The following is a 26,989-nucleotide window of genomic DNA, read 5'->3' as shown; positions in this document are numbered from 1 at the left end:
GCGGCACCGAACAAGAACAGGGAGAATTCATCCATGGAAGAGCGCGTCTCGATCTCGATCTCGGAAGGCGTCGCCGACGTGCGCCTGGTGCGCGCGGACAAGATGAACGCGCTCGATCAGGCCATGTTCGAGGCCCTTGTGGCCGCAACGGACCGGCTTTCAAAGGACAAGAGCGTGCGCGTCGTCGTGTTGTCGGGTGAAGGCCGCGCCTTCTGCGCCGGTCTCGACATGGGGCGTTTTGCCGCCATGAAGGAGAAAGGCGGCAATGGAATTCCGGGTGGCGAAAATCGCGACCTCACCGTGCGCACGCATGGCCAGGCGAACTTTCCGCAAGCCGCGGTATGGGGATGGCGCCAGCTTCCGGTTCCCGTGATCGCGGCCGTGCACGGCGTCGCCTTTGGCGGCGGCTTCCAGCTCTCGCTCGGCGCCGACATGCGGTTCCTCAGCCCGGATGCGCGGATGTCGGTGATGGAGATCAAATGGGGCCTCGTCCCTGACATGGCCGGCACGCCGATCCTGGCTTCGCTGGTGCGCGACGATATCTTGCGCGACCTCACCTATACGGGCCGCATCTTCTCCGCGCAGGAGGCGATGACTTACGGCCTCGCCACGCGCATCTGCGACGACCCGCGCGCGGCCGCATTGGAAGTCGCGCGCGAGATCGCGGGAAAAAGCCCCGATGCGATCCGCGCCGCCAAGCGGTTGCTCAACAACCTCTCGGTCGATCCGGGGCCCGCGCTGCTCGCCGAATCCGTCGAGCAGCAAAAGCTGATCGGTAGTGCGAACCAGACCGAGGCGGTGCGCGCCAATCTTGAGAAGCGCGCGCCGAAGTTTGCGGATTAGTCTCTCCGTCGTTCCGGGATGGTCCGAAGGACCAGACCCGGAACCTCGAGATTCCGGGTTCGGCTCTCCGAGCCGCCCCGGAATGACAAACACAACAACAAAGAAAAACAAAAATGAGCGAAACGTCCCAATTCTTTGGCATCGTCTCCGGCGATCGCCGCCGTTCCCATGCGGAGGTCACCAATCGCGCCGACCGCATCGCAAGCGGCCTCGCCAGGATCGGCGTCCGCCAAGGCGATTGCGTCTGCATGCTGATGCGCAACGACATCGCCTTCCTCGAAGCCGCCTACGCGGCAATGCGGCTTGGGGCCTATGGCGTGCCGATCAACTGGCACTTCAAGCCGGAGGAAATCAACTACATCCTTGGCGACACTGGCACGTCCGTGCTGATCGGGCATGCCGATATGCTGCATGCGCTGCGCGATGCGATTCCAGCGGGCGTCACCGTGCTCAGCGTGCCGCCGCCGCCGGAGATCCTGTCCAACTACAAGATCGATCCGGATCACCTGACCACGCCGGATTTTGCGATCGATTTCGAATCCTGGCTCGCGCAGCAGCAGCCCTATGATGGTCCGATCGTGCCGCAGCCCATGAACATGATCTACACGTCAGGGACAACAGGCCATCCCAAGGGCGTGCGGCGCAACGCGCCGACACCGGATCAGCAGGCCGCCGGCGAACGCATGCGTGCGATGATCTACGGGCTCAAACCCGGCGCCCGCGCGCTGCTGCCGGGGCCGCTCTATCACTCCGCGCCGAACTCCTTCGGCATCCGCGCCGGCAAGCTCGGCGGCGCGCTGGTGCTGATGCCGCGCTTCGAGGCGGAGGAATTTCTGGAGCTGATCGAGCGCTACAAGATCGACACCATCTTCATGGTGCCGACGATGTTCATCCGCCTCATGAAGCTGCCGGAGGAGGTCCGCAGGAGGTACGACGTCTCTTCCTTGCGCCACGTCATCCACGCCGCCGCGCCGTGCCCGGCCGACGTCAAGCGCGCGATGATCGAGTGGTGGGGGCCGGTGATCTACGAATTCTACGGCTCGACCGAATCCAGCGCCGTGACCTTCGCGACGTCCGAGGACGCGCTGAAGAAGCCCGGCACCGTCGGCAAGATCTCGCCCGGCGCCGAGCTGCGCTTCATCGGCGAGGACGGCCGCGTGCTCGGTGTGGGCGAGATCGGCGAGATCTATTCCCGCATGGCCGAGCTTGCCGATTTCACCTACCACAACAAGCCGGAGAAGCGCGCCGAGATCGACCGCGACGGCTTCATCACCTCGGGCGATGTCGGCTACATCGACGAGGACGGCTACGTCTTCATCTGCGACCGCAAGCGCGACATGGTGATCTCGGGTGGCGTCAACATCTATCCGGCCGAGATCGAATCCGTGCTGCACGCCGTGCCCGGCGTGCATGATTGCGCGGTGTTCGGCATCCCCGATGCCGAATTCGGCGAGGCGTTGATGGCGGTGGTCGAGCCGCAAGCCGGCGTCACGCTCGATGCCGCCCATGTTCGCGCGCGGCTGAAGACCTCGCTCGCCGACTACAAGGTGCCAAAGCACATCGAGATCCGCAGCGGGCTGCCGCGCGAAGATTCCGGCAAGATTTTCAAGCGCCGCCTCCGCGATCCCTATTGGGAGCAGGCGGGTCGGAAGATCTGACACTGCGTAGCCCGGATGAGCGAAGCGATATCCGGGACAGTGCGAGTTAAGGTCCCGGATGTCGCTTCGCTCATCCGGGCTACGAGAACCGGCAAGAGGAGGCAATGGAGTAGCAATCATCGGTCGGCTCGGCTAGGTTGCGGCTATCGTTGTCTGCAGCTTGCATCATTCATGCCGTCTTACCGTGCCAGTCCCGGCTTCTTCGAAGTCCCCCATGCCGCCGTCTACGCGCTGATGACGGTCACGGTCCTCGCATCGGGCTTCTGCTTCATCCAGGCAGGCGGCCCGGCGGCGCCGGCCGAGTTGCTGTATCGCTACGGCGGCATGTATGCGACCGCGATCGCGCGGCACGAATACTGGCGCCTCGTCGCCTATGGCTTCCTGCACGTCAATTTCGTCCACCTCACCATGAACATGTTGTGTCTGGTGCTGTGGGGCGGACATCTCGAGCGGCGGGTCGGACCGGCCTATTTCCTCATCATCTATCTCTGCGCCATGGTGTTCGGCGCCGTCATCGGCAATGGCATCCATTCCACGCCCTATTTGACGGTCGGCGCGTCCGGCGCCACGTCGGGCATTTTGGGCGCGCTGCTGTGCCTGTGGATCCTCGGCAAGCTCGATGTCAGGTTCGACTTCTTCGCGATCAACATCGGATTGAACATCGCGTTCGCGTTCGGCAATTCGCGGATCGACTGGGGCGTCCATCTCGGCGGCTTTGCGGCCGGGCTGATCGCCTGCGCCGTGCTGGACCTGATCGAGAAGGCGAATGCCTGGGTGCTTCGCTGCAAATTTCCCGAAACGGTGAAGGTCAATCTCACCCTGCTTGGATGTGTCGTTGCGCTGTGGGCCTGGAGCGGCCCGGCTCAGGCGATCGCAGCCCGGGGTTCTGGATGGGGCTTGGCCATCGTTGTCGTGGTCGCATGTTGTGCCGCCGTGAAGACGATTGATCTCGTACTCTCCATGAAGAAGGGCCTTGCGATCGTCGTGGCGATTTTGGCCGGAGCGAACGCCGCCGCCGTGATGCTTTCCGGTTGGGCGCTGGCATCGTCTTGCAGCCCGCGCTGGCCGACCGGTTCCGTTCCCTTCGATAATGTCCTCGTCACATTCTGTCCCAATCCTGTTCTCATTTCGGGGCTGGCCGCGATCGGCGCCGCCGCGCTGACGCTTTGGCTCTGTTCGAAGGAGATCTCGCGCGGGATCGAGGATGTCGGGTTTGTCGGCGCCTCGCTGCGTGCCGAACGCAGCCGGCGTCATGGACTATGACCGCGGAGGTCGTGCTATAAGAGGGCTCATCGACCGCGGATCGTCCCATGACCCCCGTTTCCATCCTGCTCAACATCCTCTGGATTCTCATCGGCGGCGCCTGGATGGCGTTCGGCTGGCTGGTGGCCGCGGTGATCATGGCCGTCACCATCATCGGCCTGCCCTGGGCGCGGGCGGCCTTCAACATCGCCGTCTATACGCTGCTGCCGTTCGGCTCCCGGGCGGTCAACCGTTACGACGTCACGGGTGTCGAGGATATCGGCACGGGTCCGCTCGGGGTGATCGGCAACATCATCTGGTTCGTGCTGGCCGGCTGGTGGCTGGCGCTCGGCCACCTCGTGACCGCGCTGGTGCTCGCGATCACCATCATCGGCATTCCCTTCGCCTGGGCCCATCTGAAGCTCGCCGGCATCGCGCTCTGGCCGATCGGCAAGGTGATCGTGCCGGCCTGATCACCCGGCCTGTTGTGGGACGCGTAGCACGGATGGAGCGAAGCGCAATCCGGGGCCGCTGTATCGCGTGTGCGCCGCCCCCAAGTTCACCTTGCACTGCGGTAGAAAAATATCGCACACTCCTCTGGACCGGGGAGCCGTAGAGCGCTCGAACCAGGGAGCGAGCCGATGTCCCTCCAGACCGCACCATCCGACGCCACTGAACATCGCTCCAACCGCCCTGAGGACGCCCAGGCGCTGGAAGCGGACGCCCGGCTGCGCGACGATATCCGCCTGCTCGGGCGCATCCTGGGCGACACGGTACGCGACCAGGAGGGGGCCGACGTGTTCGACCTGGTCGAGAGCATCCGCCAGACCTCGATCCGGTTCCACCGCGACGAGGACCGGCTCGCACGCCGCGAGCTCGAGCAGATCCTCGACAGCATGTCGACCTCCGAGACGGTGCGGATCGTCCGCGCCTTCAGTTATTTCTCCCACCTCGCCAATATCGCCGAGGACCACAACAACATCCGCCAGATGCGGGCGCGCAGTGCCTCCAAGGGCGCGGGAGCTGGCGTGCTGGCGGAGACGCTGGCCCATGCCAAGGCCGCCGGCATCAGTCCCGACCAGCTCCGCAACTTCTTCAAGACCGCCCTGGTCAGCCCGGTGCTGACCGCGCACCCGACCGAGGTCCGCCGCAAGAGCACGATGGACCGCGAGATGGAGGTCGCTAGCCTTCTGGATCGCCGCGAGCGCGTGGCCATGACGGCTGAGGAGGCCGCCGCCAGCGACGAGCAGCTCCGCCGCGAGGTGCTGACGCTGTGGCAGACCAACCTCCTGCGCCGGACCAAGCTCACCGTGCTCGACGAGGTCGCCAATGGCCTGTCGTTCTACGATTACACCTTCCTGCGCGAGGTGCCGCGGCTGGTCAACGTGCTCGAGGACCGGCTGGAGGATGGCGGCGAGCAGGCGGCCGGCGAGCTCGCCTCGTTCCTGCGCATGGGCAGCTGGATCGGCGGCGACCGTGACGGCAATCCCTTCGTCACCGCCGACGTCATGCGCGGCACGCTGCGGCTGCAGTCGAGCCGGGTGATGCAGTTCTATCTGAACGAGCTGCACGTGCTCGGCTCCGAGCTGTCAATCGCAGCCCATCTCGCCGACGTCTCCGAGGAGCTGCGCAATTTGGCGGAGCGCTCGCCGGACACCTCCCCGCACCGGAGCGGCGAGCCCTATCGTCTGGCGGTATCAGGCATCTACGCGCGCCTCACCGCAACGGCCGAAGCGCTCGAGGTCGAAATTACCCGCCGGCCGGTCGGCAAGGGCAGGCCTTACGAGAGCGTCAGGGAGTTGCAGGCCGATCTCGACGTGCTGCACCGCTCGCTGATCTCCAACAACGCCCGCGTCATCGCCCGCGGCCGGCTGCGGCTGCTGCGCCGCGCGGTGGACTGCTTCGGCTTCCATCTGGCGCGGCTCGACATCCGCCAGAACTCGGCGGTGCACGAGCGCACCATTGCCGAGCTGATGGATGCCGCCAACCCCGGCATGTCCTATCTCGCGCTCGGCGAGGAGGCGCGCATCTCGCTGCTCACCAACGAGCTGCGCTCGACGCGCTCGCTGGTCTCGCCCTTCGTCAAATACAGCGACGAAACCATGGGCGAGCTCAACGTCTTCCATGCCGCCGCGGAAGCGCATGCGAAGTTCGGCTCGGACGCCATTCCCCAATGCATCATCTCGATGTGCAAGGGCATGTCTGACATGCTCGAGGTCGCGGTGCTGCTCAAGGAGGTCGGCCTCGTCCATCCCTCCGGGCGCAGCGCCATCAACATCGTCCCGCTGTTCGAGACCATCGAGGATCTGCAGGCATCCAGCGGCATCATGGACCGCATGCTGTCGCTGCACGATTACCGCCGCCTGGTCGACAGCCGCGGCAGCGTGCAGGAGGTCATGCTCGGCTACTCCGACTCGAACAAGGACGGCGGTTTCGTCACCTCGGGCTGGGAGCTTTACAAGGCCGAGATCGGCCTCGTCGAGGTGTTCGAGCGTCATCACGTCCGGCTTCGCCTGTTCCACGGCCGCGGCGGCTCGGTCGGACGCGGCGGCGGGCCGAGCTATGACGCCATCATCGCGCAGCCCGGCGGCGCAGTGAACGGCCAGATCCGCATCACCGAGCAGGGCGAGATCATCTCGTCGAAATATTCCAACGCCGAAGTCGGCCGCAATAATCTGGAGATCCTGGCGGCCGCGACGCTCGAAGCAAGCTTGCTGCATCCGCGCCAGAGCGCACCGCGCCGCGAATATCTGATTGCGATGGACGAGCTTTCGAATCTCGCCTTCAAAGCCTATCGCGGCCTCGTCTACGAGACCGAAGGCTTCGTCGATTATTTCTGGGCTTCCACGGTCATCAACGAGATCGCGACGCTGAACATCGGCAGCCGCCCGGCCTCGCGCAAGAAGACCCGCGCGATCGAGGACCTGCGCGCCATTCCCTGGGTGTTCTCCTGGGCGCAATGCCGCCTGATGCTGCCGGGCTGGTACGGTTTTGGCAGCGCGGTCGAGCAGTGGATCGCGGAGCATCCGCAACAGGGCATGCCGTTCCTGAAAGAGCTCTACAAGGAATGGCCGTTCTTCCGCATGCTGCTCTCGAACATGGACATGGTGCTCGCGAAGAGCTCGATCGCGATCGCCTCGCGCTATGCCGAGCTCGTTCCGGACGAGGCGCTGCGCGAAAAGATTTTCGGCCGCATCCGCCGCGAATGGCATTCCTGCATCGAGACGCTTTTGGACATCATGGGCCAGGACCGGCTGCTCCAGGGCAACCCGCTGCTGGAGCGCTCCGTGCGCCACCGCTTCCCCTATCTCGATCCGCTCAACCACGTACAGGTCGAGCTCTTGAAGGAGCACCGCGCGCAGAATCCCGACGAGCAGGTGCTGCGCGGGATTCAGCTCACGATCAACGGCATCTCGGCGGGGTTGAGGAATACGGGGTAGGGCAGCGAACAGGCGGGCGTGCCGCCTCTCTTCGTTACCCCACCCGCTATTCGCTCAAGGCTTCATCGCGCCCTGCACACTGGTGTAGACGGCATAGAGCGATGTCGAGCCGCAAATATAAAGCCTGTTTCGCTGCTGACCGCCGAAGGTCAGGTTTGCCACGGTCTCCGGAATATGGATCTTGCCGAGCAATTCGCCCGATGCCGTATAGCAGCGCACGCCGTCTTCGTTGGTGTCGCCCCAGCCCACCGAACACCAGACGCGTCCCTCGGTGTCACAGCGGACGCCGTCGGTGATGCCAGGTTTTGGCATATCGGCGAAGACCTTGCTGTTCGAGACCTTCCCGGCGGCCACGTCGAGGTCGAACACGCGGATATGGGATGGGTTGTCGGGCCCATCGGTGAAGCCGGTATCGCAGATGTAGAGCTTCTTCTCGTCGGGTGAGATGGCAAGCCCGTTGGGCTCGACAAAATCATCGACGACGACCTTGACCTCTCCGGACTTGGGGTCGACCCGGTAGACGTTCTTCTTCTCTTGCTCGGCGTCGGCTTTGATACCCTCGTAGAAGCCGCCGATGCCGTAGGCGGGATCGGTGAACCAGATCGCACCATCGGCAGTGACGACTGCATCGTTCGGCGAATTCAGTCGCTTGCCGTTGAATTTGTCCGCAATGATGGTGATCGAGCCGTCGAGTTCGGTCCGCGTCACGCGCCGGCCGCTATGCTCGCATGTGATCAGGCGTCCTTCGCGATCGATGGTGTTGCCGTTCGAGTTCATCGAGGGCTGGCGGTAGACGCTGAGGTGACCGTCATCCTCGGAGAAGCGCATGATGCGGTTGTTCGGAATATCGCTGAACAACAGGTATCGTCCGGCTGGGAAGTACACCGGTCCCTCAGCCCAGCGAAAGCCGGTCGCGACGCGCTCGACGGCCATGGTGCCGGCGAAGGCCGGAAAACCGGGGGGCCCGAATGACGGCGGTCCCTTTTTGGCGGATTCCAGGTGGGAGTCAGGGTAGCGGCTCCCCGGCAGTGGTCCCAGGGGCAATGGCGCCGTCGATCTCGTCGGCGCGCCGGTCTGGCCCAAGGGCGCGACGGAGGCCGCCAAGGTCGCATTCACGGTAACGCCCGTCGCCGCAACTGCGGCCGCCGCGCCCTTCAACAGGGTGCGGCGCGCGAGAAAGGGCTCGCTGGGTTCGGCAGAAATGGTCAGTGGCTTCGTCATAGTTGCCTCCCATATTTTTGTTTGGGAGGAAACCATCCGCTGGCAATCGGGCGTAAAGCGGGCGATCCCCGGCCGGGCAACCGGAGATCGCAATGCAGCAAAGCTGGGACCGGCTAGACGGGATCCCAGGTGAAGATGTCGGCGGAGCGGTCGAGCTTGTAGAACGAGCCCTTCAATGCCGGCATGCCGTGTTCCGCGATCGATTGCGGCGTCCAGCCTTCGCTCCGCTGCACCGAGCGGATCGGCCGGTTCTGGCTGAACAGGAAGATCTCGTTCATGCGCACGCCGAAGATCTGGCCGGTGACGTCCTTGGCGGAATCGCCGAGCAGATAGCCGCACAGCGGCGCGATCTTCTCCGGTCCCATCTGCTTGATCTTCTCGACGCGCGCCTTCTCGGCGTCGGTCTCGGTCGGGATGGTGCCGATCATGCGGGTCCAGGCGAACGGCGAGACGCAGTTGGAGCGGACGTTGAAGCGGCCCATGTCGAGCGCGATCGACTTCGACAGCCCGACGATGCCGAGCTTGGCGGCGGCGTAATTGGCCTGGCCAAAATTGCCGATCAGTCCCGAGGTCGAGGTGAAGTGCACGAAGGAGCCCGACTCCTGCTCGCGGAAGATGCGCGCTGCGGCGTGGCTGACGTAGAACGAGCCCATCAGATGCACCTTGATGACGGCCTCGAACGCTTCCACGCTCATCTTGTGGAAGATCATGTCGCGCAGGATGCCGGCGTTGTTGACGACGCCGTCGAGCCGGCCGAAATGATCGGTCGCGGTCTTCACGATCTTGCTGGCGGGGATCGCTTCTGCGACCGACTCGAAATTGGCAACGGCGGTGCCGCCGCGCTTCTTGATCTCCTCGACCACTTCTTCGGCCGGGGCCGCGTTCGAACCGGCGCCGTCGGAAGCCCCGCCGGGATCGTTGACGACGACCTTGGCGCCTTCGGCTGCGCACAAGAGCGCGATCTCGCGCCCGATGCCGCGGCCTGCGCCGGTGACGATGATGACCTTGTCTTGCAGTGATTTGCTCATATAGATGCCTCCTGTTGTCTCTGTCATTCCGGGGCGTGCGAAGCACGAACCCGGAATCTCGAGGTTCCGGGTCTGGTCCTTCGGACCATCCCGGAACGACGAGAAATTACCTCTCGTTCGTAAACACGATCGTGCCCGACGCCGCGAACATGCCGCCGACGCCGTGACACACTGAAATCTTCGCATTCGGCACCTGCGCCGGTGCGATCCCGCGCATCTGGCGCACGCTCTCCTGAAGCGCGTACATGCCGTACATGCCGGAATGCATGTAGGAGAGCCCGCCGCCATTGGTATTGAGCGGCAGTTTCCCGCCAGGCCGCGTATTGCCGTCCGCGATGAACTGGCCGGTCTCCTCATGCGGCATGAAGCCGAGGTCGCCGAGCCCGAACAGCGGCAGATGCGCAAACGCGTCGTAGATCATGAGATGATCGACGTCCTTGTGGGCGATGCCGGCCTCCTTGAACGCCAGGGGCCCCGCGACCTTGAAGGCGCGCGAGGAATTGAACGTCTCCATCTGGCTGACCATGGGCGTCTCGACGCTCTCGCCGGTGCCCATGATGTAGACGGGCTTGCGCGGAAAATCCTTGGCCCTGTCCGCCGAGGTCAGGATCAGCGCGCCGCCGCCGTCGGTGACGAGGCAGCACTGCAGAAGCCGGAACGGATAGGCGATCATGCGCGAGTTGAGGACATCAGTGACCGTGATCGGATCCTTCATCATTGCCCGCGGATTCTTCGCCGCCCATTCCCGCTGCACCACCGCAACCGAAGCCAGCTGCTCGTGGGTGATGCCGTAGGTCTTCATGAAGCGCAGCACGGGAATCGGGAACATGCTGGGCGGGCCGTAGACACCGTAGGGCGCCTCGAACTGGCCCTGCAGGCTGTCGGCGGGGATCGAGCGCGGCAGCTTGCCGATCATCGACTTGCCGCTCTCGGCATGGGTGATCAGCACTGTCTTGCACAGGCCTGCCTCGATCGCTGCCGCCGCGTGGCGGACATGCAGCATGAACGAGCAGCCGCCGACCGAGGTGCCGTCCACCCAGGTCGGCTTGATGCCGAGATAATGGCAGACCTGCTGAGGTGTCTCGACCGCGGTGGCAAAGCCGTCGATGTCGGAGAGCTTCAGCCCGGCATCGGCAATGGCGTTGAGCGCCGCATCCGCGTGCAGCTGGAGCTGGGAGGCGTTCGGGATGACGCCGAGCTCGGTGGTCTCGGCCGCGCCGACGACGGCAACCTGGTTCCTGCGCATCGTCTACCCCTTCGCCGGACGGAACACGGGAAGGGTGATCTTGTCGTCGAGTGCCTCGAAAGCGACCTCGAGCTTCATGTCGAGCTCCAGCGCCTCCGGCGTCTGCGGGCAGTCGATGATGTTGCTCATCATCCGCGGCCCCTCGGCGAGCTCGACCACCGCGATCGCGTAAGGCGGCGTGAAGCCGGGCGCGGCGGGCCTGTGGTTGATCACGTAGCTGTAGAGGAAGCCCTTGCCGCTCGCCTTGAACACCGAGACCTTGCGCGAGGCGCAGGATGGGCAGAACGGGCGCGGCGGGAAGTAGACATGCGCGCAGGCGTCGCAGCGTTGCAGGCGCAGTTCGCCGGCCTTGGCGCCGTCCCAGAAATGCTGCGTTTCCGGCGTCGGTTTCGGTCGCGCGCGCTGCGGTTCGGCCATCTCGGAACGCCCTCCCAGGACTTCTTTTGACAAGGGGCAGGCTTCGCGCCCGCCTGTTTCGATCTTGATGCGACAATCGACCATCGTGCGTCAACGGTCCAGCAATGCGCATGCATGCCATCATGCGCACAATGCTTGTGTCGGACTGAGCCAGCGCTATAGATTGCGCGCGCCAATATTCCGTGAGACAGACATGCCCGATTTTCCGACACTGGCGAAGCTCGCCGACGACCTCGAAAGCGGCCGCACCACCTCCCGCAAGCTGGTCGAAGCGTGCATCGCCAGGATCGCCGATCCCGCCGGCGAGGGCCAGCGCACCTTCATCCATGTCGACAAGGACGCGGCGCTGACGACCGCCGACGCCATGGATGCCCTGCGCAAGGTCAAGGCGGCGCCGTCTCCCTATGCCGGCATCCCCATCTCGATCAAGGATCTCTTCGACATCAAGGGGCAGACGACGCGCGCCGGCTCCCGCGCGCTCGACGATTCCGATCCGGCGGAGCACGATGCGGCGGCGGTCGCGCGTCTGCGCAACGCCGGCTTCGTGCTGATCGGGCGCACCAACATGACCGAGTTCGCCTATTCCGGCATCGGCATCAATCCGCATTACGGCACGCCGAAAGGCGCCTGGAACCGGACCGCTGGCCATGTGCCCGGCGGCTCGTCCTCGGGCGCCGCGGTCTCCGTGCTCGACGGCATGGCGCATGGCGCGCTCGGCACCGACACCGGCGGCTCCTGCCGCATCCCGGCGGCCTATAACGGCATCGTCGGCTACAAGCCGACGCAGCGCCGCGTGCCGCTGGACGGCGCGGTGCCGCTGTCCTTCTCGCTCGACAGCATCGGGCCGCTGGCGCGATCGGTCAGCTGCTGTGCCATACTCGATGCCGTGCTCGCGAGCGAGCCGGTCAAAGCGCTGAAGCCGCGCCCGGTGAAGGGCATGCGGCTCGCGGTGCCGACCACGATCGCGCTCGACGATCTCGACGCGGAGGTCTCCGAGACCTTCGAGCGGGTGCTGAAGACGCTCGCCGACCATGGCGCCATCATCGAGCGGATCGAGATGTCCGAATTCCACGATATCGGCCCGATGAACGCCAAGGGCGGCTTTGCCGCCTCCGAGAGCTATGCCTGGCACCGCTATCTCATCGCGGCCAAGGGCGACGTCTACGACCCCCGCGTGTTCGTCCGCATCATGCGCGGCGAGGCGCAGAGCGCGGCCGACTACATCGATCTGCTCAACGAGCGCCGTTCGCTGATCGCCCGCGTCAACGCGCGCATCGCGCCCTATGACGCCCTGGTGCTGCCGACCACGGCCAACACCCCGCCGAAGATCGCGGACCTTGCCGACGACAAGGCGTTCACCACCCAGAACCTGCGCGCGCTGCGCAACTGCACCCTCATCAACATGATCGACGGCTGCGCCATCTCGCTGCCCGCACATCGCGCGGGCGACGTCCCGGTCGGCCTGATGCTGGCGGGCGCGGGCGGCTCGGACCGTCGTATCTTTGAACTTGCTGCCGGCATGGAGGCCGTCATTCGTGTTTGATCTCACCTTTACAGTCGACGCCCAGGACACCACCACGCCGCTGACGCTGGCGATCGACCATATGGTCATCGCCGGCTGGACCGGCCGCGATCCCGTCGCGCGCGACAAGCACATCGCCGAGCTGCAGGAGATGGGCATCGCCCCGCCGGCCTCGACGCCGATCTACTATCGCGCCTCGGCGCGGCGGCTGACCCAGGAAGACCGCATCGAATGCACCGGTGGCGATTCCAGCGGCGAGGTCGAGTTCGTGCTGATCGGCTGGCAAGGCCGCATCTTCGTCGGCTGCGGCTCCGACCACACCGACCGCAAGGTCGAGGCCTATAATGTCACGGTGTCCAAGCAGATGTGCGACAAGCCGATGGCCTCCACGCTGTGGGAGCTCGAGGAGGTCATCGGCCACTGGGACAGGATGATCCTGCGCTCCTACGCCACCATCAAGGGCGAGCGCGTGCTCTACCAGGAGGGCACGCTGGATGCGATGCTGCCGGTTACTGACCTGATCGCGCGCGGCTTTGACGGTGGTAAGTTCCCCGACGGCTGCGCCATGTTCGGCGGCACGTTTGCAGCCAAGGGCGGCATCCGCCCGGCGGAGCGCTTCGACTTCGAGCTCGAGGATCCCGTGTTGAGGCGCACGATCAGGCACGGCTATGACGTGGTGACGTTGCCGGTGAGGGGCTGAACGCTCTCCGGCGTCATTGCGAGCGCAACTCTCCCCGCCGTCATTGCGAGGAGCCCTTGCGACGAAGCAATCCAGACTGGTTCCGCGGAGGGATCCTGGATTGCTTCGCGGAGCCTGTCATCGGGCCGCGCTTCGCGCGGACCCGTTGGCTCGCAATGACGGGGAGAGAGTCGGAAATCGGGTGGCGGAGGGCGAGTCTGCTTTGCGAAGGTCGCAGCCATGACAGCAACAGCACGCAAATCGCCCCAGAAGCCGTCTGCGGACCTCGCCGCCCACGTCGACACCCTCGACTGGCCGCAGATCACCGCCGAGCTCGACACCCAGGGCTGCGCCGTCCTGAAGAGCCTGCTGACGCCCGACCAATGCCGCGCCATCGCCGCGCTCTACCCGGACGATGCGCACTTCCGAAGCCGGATCGTCATGGGCCGCCACGGTTTTGGCCGCGGCGAGTACAAGTACTTCTCCTATCCGCTGCCCGATCTGATCGCGCAGCTCCGCCCGGCGCTCTATGGGCATCTTCAAGCCGTCGCCAATCGCTGGAACGAGGCGATGGGGATCGACATAAGCTATCCCACCGCGCATGCGGCATTCCTGAAGCGCTGTCACGAGGCGGGACAGCCGCGGCCGACGCCGCTGCTGTTGCAATACGAGGCGGGCGACTACAACTGCCTGCACCAGGACCTCTATGGCGAGCACGTGTTCCCGCTCCAGGTCGCGATCCTGCTCTCCGAGCCCGGACGCGATTTCACCGGCGGCGAGTTGGTGCTGACCGAGCAGCGCCCGCGCATGCAGTCCCGCGCCGAGGTGGTGCCGCTGATGCAGGGCGATGCGGTCGCCTTTGCCGTGCATCACCGCCCGGTGCAGGGGACACGCGGCACTTACCGCGTTAATCTTCGCCACGGCGTCAGCCGGATTCGCTCTGGTCAGCGCCACACGCTGGGTGTGATTTTCCACGATGCCAAATGAGTGTCGCGATTGACGGGTGATCTGTTCGACACGGTCGCCGAGGCGCAGCCGTCGCGCGAGGAGATCGCGGACGGCGCCGTGCTGCTGCGCGGTTTCGTCAAGCCAATCGAGAGCGAGTTGATCGAAGCGGTGCGCGCGATCGTGGCGCAGTCGCCGTTCCGGCGGATGACGACGCCCGGCGGCTATCAGATGTCGGTGGCCATGACCAATTGCGGCGAGCGCGGCTGGATCACCGACCACACCGGCTATCGCTATGATCCGATCGATCCGCGCACGGAGGCGCCGTGGCCGGCGATGCCGCCGGTGTTTTGCGATCTCGCCCGCCGCGCGGCGGAGCAGGGCGGCTTCGACGGCTTTTCGCCTGATGCCTGCCTCGTCAACCGCTACGAGCCGGGCACGCGGCTGTCGCTGCATCAGGACAAGGACGAGCTGGATTTTTCCGCCCCGATCGTCTCGGTCTCGCTCGGCCTGCCCGCGACCTTCCTGTTCGGCGGCCTCGCGCGCGCCGACAAGCCGCGCCGCTTCCGGCTCGTCCATGGCGACGTCGTGGTCTGGGGCGGGGCCAGCAGGCTCGCCTATCACGGCGTCGCGCCGCTCGCCGAGGGCGAGCACGCGCTGCTGGGACGGAAACGGATCAATCTGACGTTTCGCAGGACGCGGTGACGCTTCGCGTCATTCCGGGGCGATGCGAAGCATCGAACCCGGAACCTCGAGATTCCGGGTTCGCGCTTTCGCGCGCCCCGGAATGACAAAATCACGGCTTCGGCGGATGAATGAACGCCCACGGGCTGACCTCGGAGTCGCGCGTCACCTCGACCGAGATCAGATACGGCCCACCGTGGATAAGCGCCTTCTCTATCGCCGCCTTGAACTGCTCCGGCGCCGTCACACGCGCTGCGGCCACGCCAAAGGACTCCGCGAGCTTGACGAAATCCGGATTGACGAGGTCCGACGCCACCACGCGGCCGTCGAAGCGCTCGCGCTGGTCGCGGCGGACATTGCCGTAGGCGTTGTTGTTGAACACCAGCGTCACCACCCCGATGTTGAACTGCACGGCGGTGGCGAGCTCCTGCACGCCGAACATGAAGCCGCCGTCGCCCGTGATCGCCACCACCGGCTTGTCGGGGTTCGCGACCTTGGCGCCAAGCGCGGTCGGGAAACCCGAGCCGAGCGTGCCCTGGTAGCCCGACGTGATGAAGGTGCGGGGCTGGTAGATCGGAAAGCCGTACCAGGAGGCGAAGCCGACCTGCGACAATTCATCGGTGACGATCGCATTCGCCGGGAGAACCTCGCGCAGGATGTTGAGATACGCCATCTGCGGCTGGACGCGCTGGATTTCGGCTTGCGCGCGCGCGGTGGCCTCGCGGATCGCGCCGCGGCGGCCGGCGGTCTTGCTGTAACCCACCTTGCTGACGGCGGCGGCGAGATCGGCGGTCGCGGCCTTGGCGTCGGCGACGATTGCGGTGTCGGACGAGAACCGCCGCATCTCGACCGGATCGATGTCGATGCGGATGCTCTTCAGGCCAGCGGGCTGATACGGCCAGCGGGACATGGTCGGCAGCTCCAGCCGCGTGCCGATGCCGATCATGAGATCGGTGTTCGGCCACAATTTGTAGGCGGCGGCCATGGTGAGCCCGAGCTCGTGCGCATTGGAGACGATGCCGCGGCCGCTGCGGAAGGCGACCACGGGCGCATCGATCATCTCGGCGAGCTCGAGGATCTCCTCGCCTGCATCGATCGCGCCGCTGCCGACGAAGATCATCGGCGCCTTGCTCGCCTTGATCAGCGCGGCCGCCTGCTTGATCATATCAGGATCGGGCAGCGGCGCGGGCAGCGGCTCCAGCACCTTTGCTGCGGCCGTGTCCGTGCGCTGGGTGAAAATGTCCCAGGGCATCTCGACCGAGGCGGGGCCGCGCCGGCCGGAGATCATCTCCTGGAACGCGCGGGCGACGGTGGTCGGTGCATTGCCGGGTGTTTCGATACGGTCGGCCCATTTCACATAGGTGCGCAAGGTCGCGAGCTGGTCCGGCATCTCGTGTAGATGGCCGCGGCCCTTGCCGAGGAACTGCGTCGGCACCTGGCCGGTGACGCACAGCACCGGCTCGTTGCAGCCATAGGCGGTCAGCAGCGCCGCGCTGGCGTTGAGCACGCCGGGGCCGGGCACCACGCTGAACACGCCAGGCCGGCCGCTGGCGCGTGCATAGCCGAACGCCATGTAGCCGCAGGCCTGCTCGTGCCGCGCGCCGATCACCTTGAGCTGCGCCTGGCGAAAGGCGTCGAACAGGCCGTAGATTTGCGCGCCAGGCAGGCCGAACACGGTGTCGACGCCGTGGGCGACAAGCCCGCTTACGATCGCTTCGCCGCCGGTGAGGGTGGTCATTGCATCATTCCACTTCGGTTGTTGGTCAGGCTTCGTCGACGACGCCGTTGCGTAAAGAGCCGATGCCCTCGGCCGCGACCTCGATGACATCGCCCGGCTTGAGATAGCGCGGCGGATCGAACCGCGCACCTGCGCCGGTCGGCGTGCCCGTGACGATGACGTCGCCGGGGACGAGCGTCGCGAAGGTCGAGATATAGCTGATGAGATAGCGGAACGGAAACATCAGCCGGCTGGTGCGGTCGTCCTGCCTGAGCTCACCGTTGACATGCGTGGTAAGCCGGATGTCGGCGATCTGCGCTTCCCGCGTGTAGGGCACGAGCCACGGACCCAGACTGCCGCTGGAATCGAAATTCTTGCCCTGGGTCACGTTGAATTTTGCGTGGCGCAGCCAGTCGCGGACCGAGCCTTCGTTGCACAGCGTCAACGCGGCGATGTGGCCGAGCGCTTCGTTCTCGGCGATGTGCCGGCCTTGCTTGCCGATCACCAGCGCGATCTCGCCCTCATAGTCGAGCTGGGCGGATGCGCGCGGGCGCACCAGCGGCGTGTCATGGCCGACGAAGGAGCGTGGGCTCCGCATGAACATGCTCGGATATTTCGGCGCGTCCTGGCCGTCCTTGTACTCGGCGTTGCGGTCGGGATAGTTGACGCCGATGCAGATGATCTTTTCCGGCGCGGGCACCGGCGGCAGCCAAGTGATCTCGCTGAGTGCGTGATCCGGCGCGCGGCCGGCAGCTTCCTCGGCGAAGCTCACCAATTTGCCGGCGGCGATCACCTCGCGCAGCGTCGGATAGTCCTTTGCATAGCGCGCGGAGAGATCGACGATGCCGCCCTCGAGGACGGCGCCGTAGCTGATATCACCCTTGACGGAATAGGTGGCGAGGCGAGGGAGTTTCATTCGCTGCTCTTCATTTCTCGTCGTCCCGGCCTAGTGCGCAATTGCACGGGGGCCGGGACCCATACCGCGTGATCTCTCGATAGCGCGCGATGACAATCCCGAACGACCAGTCTTCGCCAAACCACTCCCTGTGGTTATGGGTCCCGGCCTTCGCCGGGACGACCGCTTGGCCGGCAACCAACATCAATCCGCCACCAGCACGTCGGCGACAAACTTCGGGTCACGCACGTCCTGCCCGCTGAACGGCGAGCCCTGCTCGAACCAGGAGCGCGGCGCGGGCGCGCCCCACAGCGTCTGGCGGCGCGGATCGCGGAGCGACCAGCGCAGCGGCTCGTGGTCGTGATCGCCCGTAAAATAGTCGCTGGTGTAGAGCTCGAGGCGGTGCCCGTCAGGATCGCGCACATAGAGGAAGAACGCATTCGAGATGCCGTGACGTCCCGGGCCGCGCTCGATGTTCTTCACAAAGCCCTGCGAGGCCATGACGTCGCAGAGATGGATGATGTTCATCGCCGTCGGCGTCCAGTAGGCGAAATGGTGCAGCCGCGGCCCCTTGCCGTTGGTGATCGCAAAATCGTGGACGTTGCCCTTGCGATGCATCCAGGCCGCGGCGATGCGCCCGTTCGGGCCGTCTTCTTCGGCGTACTCGGTGAGGCGGAAGCCGAGCCGCGCGTAGAAATCGACGGTGTCCTGCACCTCGGCGGCGAAGACGTTGAAATGGTCGAGCCGTTGCGGATGGCAGCCCCGGTAGAGGTCGTAGCGGCGGAGCAGATGCGGCCGCCGGTCCATCGCCGCATAGAGCTCGATCTGGAAGCCGAAGGGATCGGTGAACTGAAGTGTGCGGCCCTGGAAGGCCTGGTCGACGAAGGCATAAGCGAGGCCGTTCTCGGAGAGGAACGTGGCGGCCTTGTCGAGATCCTTCTCGTTGCCGACCTTGAAGCCGAGCCGGGCGCAGGCCGGTGCGGCCGCTTTCCGCAGCACCAGCGAGTGATGCTGGTGCTCCTCCGCCGCGCGCAGGTACACGACCTTGTCGTCGGCATCCTCGACATGCATGCCGACGGTGGTCTCGTAGAACTCGCGGCTCAGCTTCAGATCGGTGACGTCGAGCACGACGTGGCTGGAACGGATGATGTTGAACGGCGGCTCGAAGACGTGTTGCGGTACGGGCATTGGCGTTTCCCCTCTGGCTCGTCATCCCGGGATGGCCCGAAGGGCCAGGCCCGGGATCCATAACCCCGGCTGGTGGATATGGATTCCGGGCTCGCGCTCCGCGCGCCCCGGAATGACAATCAAATTCCCAGCTTCTGAATCTTGTGCGTGCCCCGCGCCAGCGAGACATGCTTGGTTTCCATGTAGAAGTCGAACGAGTAGTCGCCGCCGTCGCGGCCGATGCCGGAGGCCTTCATGCCGCCGAACGGCGTCGGCAGATGGCGGACGTTTTCCGAGTTCAGCCAGATCATGCCGGCCTCCAGCGCGTCGGCAACGCGCAAGGCGCGGCCGACATCGTTGGTCCAGACATAGCCGGTAAGGCCATAGCGGATGTCGTTGGCGATCTCGACGGCGTCCTTCTCGTCCTTGAAGGGCAGCACCGTGAGGAACGGCCCGAACACCTCCTCCTGCGCCACCCGCATCTTGCCGTGCGCGCCTGTCACCAGCGTCGGCTCGACATAGTGTCCGCCGCCCGGGCCGTCATGGGCCTTGCCGCCGACCGCAATCGTCGCACCGTCCTGGCGCGCGACGTCGAAATAGGAGCAGACTTTTGCCAGGTGCCGTTCGTGGATCAGCGGCCCGATCTCGGTGGCGGGATCGAGGGGATGGCCGACCTTCAGCGCCTTCACGCGCGCGGCCAGCTTCTCCACGAATTTGTCCGCGATGCTCTGCTGGATCAGCAGGCGGCTGGATGAGGTGCAGCGCTCGCCGTTGAGCGAGTAGATCATGAACACGACGGCATCGAGCGCGCGGTCGAGGTCGGCATCGTCGAACACGATCACGGGGTTTTTGCCGCCGAGCTCGAAATGCACGCGCTTCAAGGTCGGTGCGCCCTGAACCATGATCGCCGAGCCGGTCGCGCTCTCGCCAACGAAGCCGATCGCCTTGATGGCGGGATGCTCGGTCAAAGCCTTGCCGGCCTCTTCGCCAAAACCGTGCACGGTGTTGAGCACGCCGTCAGGAATGCCGGCTTCCTTGGCCAGCTTCGCCAGAATGGAGGCCGTCACCGGCGACCACTCGGCCGGCTTGTGCACGACGGTGCAGCCGGCGGCCAGCGCAGGGGCGATCTTCCAGGTCGAGAGCATGAACGGCGTGTTCCACGGCGTGATCACGCCGACCGGGCCGATCGGCACGCGCGTCGAGATATTCCAGTGCTCGTCGCTCGGCGTGTTGAGACCGTCTCTAGCCTCGGCGCATTTGTCGGCGAAGAAGCGGAAATTCTCGGCGGCGCGGATCGCGGCCTTGGCCATGAAGCGATAGGCCTGGCCGGTGTCGATGCATTCGAGCACCGCGATGTCGTCGGCATTGTCCTCGATGGCATCCGCGACGCGATGCAGCAGCTTGCGCCGCATCGCCGGCCCCATGTCGCGCCAGGATTTAAAGGCGAGGGAGGCAGCGGTGGCCGCCGCGTCGATGTCCTCGGCATTGCCGCGCGCAACGGTTGCGAGCACTGCGCCATCGACCGGCGACTTGGTCTCAAAGGTCTCGCCGGAGATCGAGGCGACGGTCTTGCCGTCGATCATGTGGCCGATGCCGTCCGCGCGCAGCTTTTTCAGCAGCGGCGCGACGCGGTCGCGGTTGGCCTGGAACACATCGGCTTTCGGGGCGGGCTTATCCATGGGCGGCTTCCACTTTCAGGGCGTCGTGGATGTTGTTGCGCTTCCAGCTGGTATCCTTGTCGTTGAGCTGCATGTCGAACGACAACGCGAACTTGCTGACGGCGAAGACGGGATCGAGATGTTTTGAGAGTGCCTGGAAGACGTGCTCGCCGGCTTTCTGGCGGGTCGGCAGGTCGCGGCCCTCGCCGATGCGCAGCACTATGTCGAGAAAGCCGTAATCCTGCCGCGCGTCCGCGATCGCATAGTGCTCGCACCTGACAGCGCGGACACGGATGCCGCCGAGCGGGAAGATGCCGGTCTCCACCGCCGCCTTGCGCACGACCTCGCACACAGTGTCGATGTCGAGACGGCCATCGAGATTGGCCGAATATTCGATCGTGAAATGCGGCATCGCGGTTTCACTCCCTGTCTTCTTTGTTCGTCTAAGCGAAGTAGCAGCTCACCGAGCCGTAGGCGCCATAGTCGGCTTGAATTGTGTCGCCCTTGCGGGTCTCGATCGGACGGATGAAGGAGCCGGCGAGCACGACCTGACCGGGCTCCAGCGCGAGGCCAAGCGGCGCGATCTTGTTCGCAAGCCAGGCCACAGCGGTTGCAGGATGATTGAGCACGCCGGCGGCAAGGCCGGTCTCCTCGAGCTGGCCGTTCTTGAAACAGAGCGCACCGATCCAGCGCAGGTCGGCATCGAGCGGGCGGATCGGCCGCCCCCCGAGCACGATGCCCGCATTCGCCGCATTGTCGGCGATGGTGTCATAGATTTTTCGCGTCGCCTTGGTTTTGGGATCGACCCGCTCGATGCGCGTGTCCAAAATCTCCAGCGCCGGCGCCACGAAGTCGGTGGCGTTGAGCACGTCGAACATGGTGCAGTCGGGGCCGCCGAGCCTCTTGCTCATGACGAAGGCGAGCTCGGCCTCGATGCGCGTCGCGATGAAGCGCTCGGTTGGAACGAGGCCTCCATCGGCGAAGAACATGTCGTCGAGCAGCACGCCGGAATCCGGCTCGTCGATATTGAGCGCGCTCTGCATCGCCTTGGAGGTCAGGCCGATCTTGTGGCCCTTGACGATGCGCCCCTCCGCGATCTTGACGTCGACCCAGGCCTTCTGAATCGCGTAGGCATCGGCAATGCTGATTCCGGGGAAATCCTGCGAGAGCTGGCGGATCTGCGTGCGGGTCTTCTCCGCCTGGTGCAGACGCCTCGCGCAGGCCTGGATATCGTCGTTGGAAAGCGCCATTCGTGTTCTTACAAATCGTGGTGCCCGGAGATACTTAACATGTTAAGTGAATGCGTCAAACAGAATCTGGGTTTGCTGCACTGCAAACGTTTTGCGGTCTGAAAGGGCGTCATGACCAAGAGACCGGCCGATCCCGCGAATGGAAGCGCGCCTGCCGCGCGGCAAGTGCCGATGCGCGACTTCTCGCGCTCGCTGCCGATGTCGCTGCTCAGGGCGCGCGAGGCCGTGATGCGGCAGTTCCGTCCCTCGCTGCGCGAGCACGGTCTCACCGAGCAGCAATGGCGCATCCTGCGCGCGCTGGCGTCCATCGAGGCCGCCGAGGTCACGGAACTCGCGCGCACCGCGTTCCTGCTCGGCCCGAGCCTGTCGCGCATCCTGCGCGATCTCGAGGCGCGCAACCTGATCGAGCGCAAGACGGCGAAGGCGGACCAGCGCCGCAGCATGGTCTCGATCTCGAAGGAGGGCGTGAAGCTGATGGCGTCCGTGGCGCCGACCTCGGAGGCGATCTACGCCGAGATCACCAGCCGCTTCGGTGCCCGCAAGCTCGCTGAATTGCAGGAGATGCTCGGCGAGCTCGAACAGAGTCTCGCTGGCCTCGGCGCCGGCAACGAGGCAAGTGCCGAGGAGTGACAGCAGATATGCGCTCCCGCGCGGCAACTGTCATGGACATGGCCGCATTTTTTCGCTCAAAGTGCCGCCCAAGCCGATCGCACGAAAGTCGGCGCCGGGACGGATGAGGCCCTCTTGCCGGATGACATCTTGCGTCATCGCGAGCGTAGCGCGGCGATCGGGTTCGCGGTAATAACGGCGCCGCCTGTCGCGGCGCTCGTCATGGTGACGACGGTCCAAACAACAAAGAAGGAAGGCAACGTGGCGAACAAAGTCAAAGAGATCTGGAAGTCGGGCAAGGCCGTGGTCAATGCGTGGCTGGCAATTCCCTCCGGCTTCTCGGCCGAGATGGTCGCGCAATGCGGCTTCGACAGCGTCACGGTCGACATGCAGCACGGCGTGCAGGACTATCTCTCGATGGTGCAGTGTTTCCAGGCCATGGACAAGCACCCGGTGACCCCGATGGTCCGCGTGCCCTGGAACGAGCCCGGCATCATCGGCAAGGTTCTCGATGGCGGCGCCTATGGCGTGATCTGCCCGATGGTCAACACGCCGCAGGAAGCCCGGAACCTCGTCTCCTATGCGAAATATCCGCCGAAGGGCGTGCGCTCCAACGGCCCGATCCGCGCCGGCATGTACGGTACCGCCGGCTCCTACCAGAAGACGGCCAACGACGAGATCGTGCTGCTGCCGATGATGGAGACGAAGACCGCGGTCGAGAACATGGAAGCGATCCTCGACGTCGAAGGCATCGACGGCGTCTATATCGGCCCGTCCGATCTCGGCTTCTCCTACGGCCTCGAGCCCAAGCTCGACCGCAGCGAGCCCGAGATCCTCGCGATCTACGAGAAGATCATCAAGGAATGCGGCAAGCGCGGCCTCAACCCCGGCATCCATTGCAGCGGCGCGGAAGGCGCGGCACGCGCCATCAACATGGGCTTCAAGCTGGTGACGCTCTCGAACGAGGTCGGCCTGATGACGACCTATGCCAAGATGCAGGTCAACGCGACCCGCAAGGATTCGGCCGGCAAGGCCTGAGCTCTCGTGTCCCGGACGCGATGCGGTGCGTAGTACCGCTTCGCAGAGCCGGGACCCAGAAGCTTACGAAGACATGATAGATGGACCCCGGCTCAGTAGCGCACCGCTTCGCGCTGCGCAGCGTCCGGGGCACGATAGTTTCGATACAGGAGACCTCCCATGACCATCAGCCCCGTCATCCGCCTGCATCCCGATGATGGCGTGGTGATCGCGCGCGCGAGCCTGCCGCCGGGAACGGTGGTGGCCGACGGCGTGACCACGGTCGATCGCATTCCCTCCGGCCACAAGATCGCGATCAAGCCGATCGCCGTCGGCGAGCCGGTGATCCGCTATGGCCAGATCATCGGCTTTGCGACCATTCCGATCGCGCCGGGCCAGCACGTGCACGTGCAGAACTGCGGCATGGGCGACTTCGCCAAGGACTACGCCTATTGCGCCGACGTCAAGCCGACGCCGAATTTCGATCTGCCCGCGACCTTCGAAGGCATCCGCCGCCCGGACGGCCGCGTCGCCACGCGCAACTATATCGGCATCCTCACCTCGGTGAACTGCAGCGCGCATGTCGCAAGCCTCGTCGCCGACGTCTTCAAGAAGAATCCCTTCACCGGCGACAATCCGCTGGCCGATTTCCCCAACGTCGATGGCGTGGTCGCGCTGACCCACAAGACCGGCTGCGGCATGACGCAGAACGAGCCGCTGGCATTGCTCCGCCGCACCCTCGGCGGCTACGCGCGGCACGTCAATTTCTCCCATGTCATCGTGCTCGGCCTCGGCTGCGAGGTGAACCAGATCGGCGGGCTGATGGAAGAGCAAAAGCTCGCGGGACGCCTGCGCGCGATGGACATCCAGGAGGTCGGCGGCACCCGCAAGACGGTCGAAGCAGGCATCGCCTTCGTGCGCGAGGCGCTCGCTGATGCCAACAAGGTCAAGCGCGAGACGGTGCCGGCGAGCGAGCTCACCGTGGCGCTGCAATGTGGCGGCTCCGACGGCTATTCCGGGGTCTCGGCCAATCCAGCGCTCGGCGCCGCCAGCGATCTCGTCGTCCGCCACGGCGGCACCGTGATCCTGTCGGAAACGCCGGAGACCTACGGCGCCGAGCATCTCTTGACGCGCCGCGCCGTCAGCCGCGAGGTCGGCGAGAAGCTGGTCGACCTCATGCGCTGGTGGGACGAGTACACGACGCGCGAAGGCGCCGAGATGAACGCAAATCCGAGCCCCGGCAACAAGGCCGGCGGCCTCACCACCATCCTGGAGAAGTCGCTCGGCGCGATGGCGAAGGCCGGCACCACCAACCTCGTCGAGGTGCTGCGCTACGCCGAGCCGGTGACCAAGCGCGGCTTCGTGTTCATGGACACGCCGGGCTACGACCCCGTCGCAGCGACAGGGCAGGTCGCCGGCGGTGCCAACCTCGTCTGTTTCACCACAGGGCGCGGCAGCGTGTTCGGCTGCAAGCCGGCGCCCTCGATCAAGCTCGCCACCAACACGCCGATGTACAAGCGTATGGAAGAGGACATGGACGTCAATTGCGGCACCATCCTCGAGGGCGAGGAGAGCGTCGAGCAGTGCGGCAAGCGCATCTTCGACCTCATCCTCAAGACCGCCTCGGGCCAGCCGACCAAGAGCGAAAGCTTCGATTTCGGTGGCGCCGAGTTCGCACCCTGGGTGCTGGGCGCGACGATGTAACGTTGCCGATGCACCTCGATGCAGGACACCGACACCTACGTAGTCATACGTAGGTGTCATATGACCGCGGGAGTCCCCGCGGTCACTTGGGATTAACATTTCGCACCGTAATCGTGAGGCGATGCGGGCTACCCTTCGAGGGCGCTGCCCTTCGACAGGATTCGTCAACGATGACGCGTGCGATACGGCCGACTGGCGTGGAAAACCTCCTCGGTGAAGAGGAGCTGATCGTGTCCAAGACCGATCTCAAGGGCCGCATCACCTACGCCAACGACGTCTTCATCCGCATGGCGAAATACTCTTACGCCGAGCTGATGGGCGCGCCCCACAGCCTGATCCGCCATCCCGACATGCCGCGCGCGGTCTTCAAGCTGCTCTGGGATACGCTGCAGTCCAGGCAGGAGATCTTCGCCTACGTCGTCAATCTGGCGAAGGACGGCAGCCATTACTGGGTGTTCGCCCACGTCACGCCGACCTTCGACGAACGCGGCAACATCGTCGGCTATCACTCCAACCGTCGCAAGCCCGATCCGGCGCAGATCGAGCGGATCAAGCCGATCTACAAGACGCTGTGCGCGGAAGAAGCGCGGCACGCCAATGCCAGGGACGGCATGCATGCTAGCTTCGAGGCGATGGTCGGACTGCTCAAGCAACAGGGTGTTTACGATGAATTTGTGCTCTCTCTCTAAGGCGCAGGGAGCGACCACGCTCGCGTGTGGTCTTGCCGTCGTTGCATTCGTCCTCTCGCTTCTCGGTGTGACCGGTATAGCCAGTGCTGTCGTTCTCGGCGCGACGGTGGTGCTGCTCGGCTACGCCGTCTGGTGCCAGCATCGCACGGCGGTGGCCGTCGATGAGGTCGCCGATGTCTGCCGCAAGGCGGCGCATGGCGATCTCGAGGCGCGCATCCTCAGTGAGCGGCAGGCCGGGCGGATCGGCTCGATCCAGAAGTCGGTCAACGACATGCTCGACATCACCGATGCCTTCCAGCGCGAAGCTTCGGCATCGATGGAGTATGCCAGCCGCGGCAAGTATTTCCGCAAGATCCTGGCGCGCGGGCTGCCCGGCTCGTTCCGCCGATCGGCCACCGTCATCAATTCCGGCACCGACAGCCTCGGCCGCCGTGTCGTCGAGATCGCCGATCTCGCAAAACAGTTCGGCACGCATCTCGACGGCGTCGCCGGCACGCTGATGGGCGCAGCGACCGATCTCGAATCCGACGCCCACCAGATGGCAGCGGCAGCCGACAAGACCAGCCGGCAGACCTCCGGCGTGCTCAGCGCCTCCGACCAGGCCTCGCGTAACGTCGCCACCGTCGCCAGCGCGGCGGAGCAGCTCGCATCGTCGATCGCCGAGATCGGCCGCCAGGTGACCGGCTCGACCGCGAGCACGGGGCGGGCGGTGAACGAAGCCAATCGCGCCGGCAGCGAGATCCGCGCGCTCGCGGACGCGGCGATGCGGATCGGCGACGTCGTCAAGCTGATCAGCGAGATCGCCTCGCAGACCAATCTCCTCGCGCTCAACGCCACCATCGAGGCGGCGCGGGCAGGCGAGGCCGGTCGCGGCTTTGCGGTGGTGGCCTCCGAGGTCAAGAGCCTCGCCAACCAGACCGCGAAGGCGACTGAGGAGATCAGCGCCAAGGTCGGCGAGATGCAGCAATCGACCACCAATTCGGTCGCGGCCGTCGAGGCCATCGCGCAGACCATCGCCGAGATCAACGGCATCACCGCCTCGATCGCGACCTCGATCGAGCAGCAGGGGCTTGCCACCCGCGAGATCGCCCGCAACGTCCAGGAAGCCTCGGCCGGCACCTCCCAGGTCTCCTCCAACGTCACAGGCATCAGCGATGCCGCCGCCGACACCGGCCGCGTCGCCAGCCGCGTCAACAGCGCCTCCGAGCGCGTCCACGGCGAAGTCGAGACGCTGAGGCGCGAGGTCACGCAGTTCCTGCAGCGGCTGACCTCGGCGGCGTAGGGCTTTCTCACGAGTCGTAGGGTGGGCAAAGGCGCACTTGCGCCGTGCCCACGTCTTCGCATCAATTGGGCAAAGG

Annotated in this window: 24 protein-coding genes; 14 read left to right on the top strand and 10 right to left on the bottom strand. The window is 65.2% G+C overall.

Annotated features, from left to right (window positions below):
* Nucleotides 1-33 precede the first annotated feature (33 nt).
* The 5 genes from N2603_RS31230 (at nucleotide 34) to ppc (ending at nucleotide 7,183) form a co-directional block, all read left to right on the top strand.
* Nucleotides 34-843 carry a crotonase/enoyl-CoA hydratase family protein gene (locus tag N2603_RS31230; protein ID WP_260385156.1) on the top strand — a complete coding sequence of 270 codons (810 nt, stop codon included), beginning with the start codon at nucleotides 34-36 and terminating at the stop codon, nucleotides 841-843.
* A 113-nt stretch (nucleotides 844-956) separates the two neighbouring features.
* Nucleotides 957-2,501 (top strand): acyl-CoA synthetase, encoded by a 1,545-nt coding sequence (locus N2603_RS31225; RefSeq protein WP_260385155.1) that lies wholly within the window; start codon nucleotides 957-959, stop codon nucleotides 2,499-2,501.
* A 171-nt stretch (nucleotides 2,502-2,672) separates the two neighbouring features.
* Nucleotides 2,673-3,764, top strand: coding sequence for a rhomboid family intramembrane serine protease (locus N2603_RS31220; RefSeq protein ID WP_260385154.1), 1,092 nt, complete (start codon nucleotides 2,673-2,675; stop codon nucleotides 3,762-3,764).
* A 47-nt stretch (nucleotides 3,765-3,811) separates the two neighbouring features.
* Nucleotides 3,812-4,216 carry a YccF domain-containing protein gene (locus N2603_RS31215; RefSeq protein ID WP_018648059.1) on the top strand — a complete coding sequence of 135 codons (405 nt, stop codon included), beginning with the start codon at nucleotides 3,812-3,814 and terminating at the stop codon, nucleotides 4,214-4,216.
* A 168-nt stretch (nucleotides 4,217-4,384) separates the two neighbouring features.
* The gene (ppc, locus tag N2603_RS31210) at nucleotides 4,385-7,183 is read left to right on the top strand and encodes a phosphoenolpyruvate carboxylase (protein WP_260385153.1); all 2,799 of its coding nucleotides are present in this window, start codon (nucleotides 4,385-4,387) and stop codon (nucleotides 7,181-7,183) included.
* A 54-nt stretch (nucleotides 7,184-7,237) separates the two neighbouring features.
* Here ppc and N2603_RS31205 read toward each other — a convergent pair whose 3' ends face one another.
* The 4 genes from N2603_RS31205 to N2603_RS31190 form a co-directional block, all read right to left on the bottom strand.
* Nucleotides 7,238-8,404 (bottom strand): SMP-30/gluconolactonase/LRE family protein, encoded by a 1,167-nt coding sequence (locus tag N2603_RS31205; protein WP_260424303.1) that lies wholly within the window; start codon nucleotides 8,402-8,404, stop codon nucleotides 7,238-7,240.
* A 113-nt stretch (nucleotides 8,405-8,517) separates the two neighbouring features.
* Nucleotides 8,518-9,432, bottom strand: a complete 915-nt coding sequence (locus N2603_RS31200) for an SDR family NAD(P)-dependent oxidoreductase (protein WP_260385152.1) — start codon at nucleotides 9,430-9,432, stop codon at nucleotides 8,518-8,520.
* A 106-nt stretch (nucleotides 9,433-9,538) separates the two neighbouring features.
* Nucleotides 9,539-10,678 (bottom strand): thiolase C-terminal domain-containing protein, encoded by a 1,140-nt coding sequence (locus N2603_RS31195; protein WP_260385151.1) that lies wholly within the window; start codon nucleotides 10,676-10,678, stop codon nucleotides 9,539-9,541.
* A 3-nt stretch (nucleotides 10,679-10,681) separates the two neighbouring features.
* On the bottom strand, nucleotides 10,682-11,095 hold the full coding sequence (locus N2603_RS31190) for a Zn-ribbon domain-containing OB-fold protein (RefSeq protein ID WP_260385150.1): 414 nt from the start codon (nucleotides 11,093-11,095) through the stop codon (nucleotides 10,682-10,684).
* Nucleotides 11,096-11,288: 193 nt separating this feature from the next.
* Between N2603_RS31190 and N2603_RS31185 the strand changes: the two genes are divergently transcribed.
* The 4 genes from N2603_RS31185 to alkB all read left to right on the top strand — a co-directional run bounded on the left by N2603_RS31185 (nucleotide 11,289) and on the right by alkB (nucleotide 14,946).
* On the top strand, nucleotides 11,289-12,638 hold the full coding sequence (locus tag N2603_RS31185) for an amidase (RefSeq protein ID WP_260385149.1): 1,350 nt from the start codon (nucleotides 11,289-11,291) through the stop codon (nucleotides 12,636-12,638).
* Nucleotides 12,631-13,317, top strand: coding sequence for a DUF2848 domain-containing protein (locus N2603_RS31180; RefSeq protein ID WP_260385148.1), 687 nt, complete (start codon nucleotides 12,631-12,633; stop codon nucleotides 13,315-13,317). The genes N2603_RS31185 and N2603_RS31180 overlap by 8 nt, the downstream gene beginning before the upstream one ends.
* A 219-nt stretch (nucleotides 13,318-13,536) precedes the next feature.
* Nucleotides 13,537-14,283: a 2OG-Fe(II) oxygenase gene (locus N2603_RS31175; RefSeq protein WP_260385147.1), complete on the top strand. Its 747-nt coding sequence runs from the start codon at nucleotides 13,537-13,539 to the stop codon at nucleotides 14,281-14,283.
* Between the two features lie 9 nt (nucleotides 14,284-14,292).
* Nucleotides 14,293-14,946: a DNA oxidative demethylase AlkB gene (alkB, locus tag N2603_RS31170; RefSeq protein WP_260424302.1), complete on the top strand. Its 654-nt coding sequence runs from the start codon at nucleotides 14,293-14,295 to the stop codon at nucleotides 14,944-14,946.
* Nucleotides 14,947-15,037: 91 nt separating this feature from the next.
* On the opposite strand, the gene N2603_RS31165 is transcribed toward alkB, so the two are convergent.
* The 6 genes from N2603_RS31165 to hpaH all read right to left on the bottom strand — a co-directional run bounded on the left by N2603_RS31165 (nucleotide 15,038) and on the right by hpaH (nucleotide 21,612).
* The gene (locus N2603_RS31165) at nucleotides 15,038-16,663 is read right to left on the bottom strand and encodes a thiamine pyrophosphate-dependent enzyme (RefSeq protein ID WP_260385146.1); all 1,626 of its coding nucleotides are present in this window, start codon (nucleotides 16,661-16,663) and stop codon (nucleotides 15,038-15,040) included.
* Between the two features lie 25 nt (nucleotides 16,664-16,688).
* Complete coding sequence (locus tag N2603_RS31160; RefSeq protein WP_260385145.1) at nucleotides 16,689-17,558, bottom strand: fumarylacetoacetate hydrolase family protein; 870 nt, start codon at nucleotides 17,556-17,558, stop codon at nucleotides 16,689-16,691.
* Between the two features lie 183 nt (nucleotides 17,559-17,741).
* Nucleotides 17,742-18,725, bottom strand: a complete 984-nt coding sequence (hpaD, locus tag N2603_RS31155) for a 3,4-dihydroxyphenylacetate 2,3-dioxygenase (protein WP_260385144.1) — start codon at nucleotides 18,723-18,725, stop codon at nucleotides 17,742-17,744.
* A 119-nt stretch (nucleotides 18,726-18,844) separates the two neighbouring features.
* A complete protein-coding gene (gene hpaE, locus N2603_RS31150) occupies nucleotides 18,845-20,383 on the bottom strand; it encodes a 5-carboxymethyl-2-hydroxymuconate semialdehyde dehydrogenase (RefSeq protein WP_260385143.1) in 1,539 nt (512 codons plus the stop codon).
* The gene (locus N2603_RS31145) at nucleotides 20,376-20,774 is read right to left on the bottom strand and encodes a 5-carboxymethyl-2-hydroxymuconate Delta-isomerase (RefSeq protein WP_260385142.1); all 399 of its coding nucleotides are present in this window, start codon (nucleotides 20,772-20,774) and stop codon (nucleotides 20,376-20,378) included. The genes hpaE and N2603_RS31145 overlap by 8 nt, the downstream gene beginning before the upstream one ends.
* A 31-nt stretch (nucleotides 20,775-20,805) precedes the next feature.
* Nucleotides 20,806-21,612, bottom strand: a complete 807-nt coding sequence (hpaH, locus tag N2603_RS31140) for a 2-oxo-hept-4-ene-1,7-dioate hydratase (RefSeq protein WP_260385141.1) — start codon at nucleotides 21,610-21,612, stop codon at nucleotides 20,806-20,808.
* Nucleotides 21,613-21,723: 111 nt separating this feature from the next.
* Here hpaH and hpaR point away from each other — a divergent pair, with 111 nt between their 5' ends.
* The 5 genes from hpaR (at nucleotide 21,724) to N2603_RS31115 (ending at nucleotide 26,913) form a co-directional block, all read left to right on the top strand.
* Complete coding sequence (hpaR, locus tag N2603_RS31135; RefSeq protein WP_260385140.1) at nucleotides 21,724-22,242, top strand: homoprotocatechuate degradation operon regulator HpaR; 519 nt, start codon at nucleotides 21,724-21,726, stop codon at nucleotides 22,240-22,242.
* Between the two features lie 240 nt (nucleotides 22,243-22,482).
* On the top strand, nucleotides 22,483-23,259 hold the full coding sequence (locus N2603_RS31130) for an HpcH/HpaI aldolase family protein (protein ID WP_260385139.1): 777 nt from the start codon (nucleotides 22,483-22,485) through the stop codon (nucleotides 23,257-23,259).
* 159 nt (nucleotides 23,260-23,418) lie between these two features.
* Nucleotides 23,419-24,942, top strand: coding sequence for a UxaA family hydrolase (locus N2603_RS31125; RefSeq protein WP_018648041.1), 1,524 nt, complete (start codon nucleotides 23,419-23,421; stop codon nucleotides 24,940-24,942).
* A gap of 170 nt (nucleotides 24,943-25,112) precedes the next feature.
* Nucleotides 25,113-25,631 carry a PAS domain-containing protein gene (locus N2603_RS31120; RefSeq protein WP_260385138.1) on the top strand — a complete coding sequence of 173 codons (519 nt, stop codon included), beginning with the start codon at nucleotides 25,113-25,115 and terminating at the stop codon, nucleotides 25,629-25,631.
* Complete coding sequence (locus N2603_RS31115) at nucleotides 25,609-26,913, top strand: methyl-accepting chemotaxis protein (protein ID WP_260385137.1); 1,305 nt, start codon at nucleotides 25,609-25,611, stop codon at nucleotides 26,911-26,913. The genes N2603_RS31120 and N2603_RS31115 overlap by 23 nt, the downstream gene beginning before the upstream one ends.
* Nucleotides 26,914-26,989 lie beyond the last annotated feature (76 nt).

Source organism: Bradyrhizobium huanghuaihaiense (assembly GCF_025200885.1).
GTDB classification, from domain to species: Bacteria; Pseudomonadota; Alphaproteobacteria; order Rhizobiales; family Xanthobacteraceae; genus Bradyrhizobium; species Bradyrhizobium huanghuaihaiense.
The sequence above is the reverse complement of the archived record's forward strand: the minus strand, read 5'-3'. Positions and strand labels throughout refer to the sequence as shown.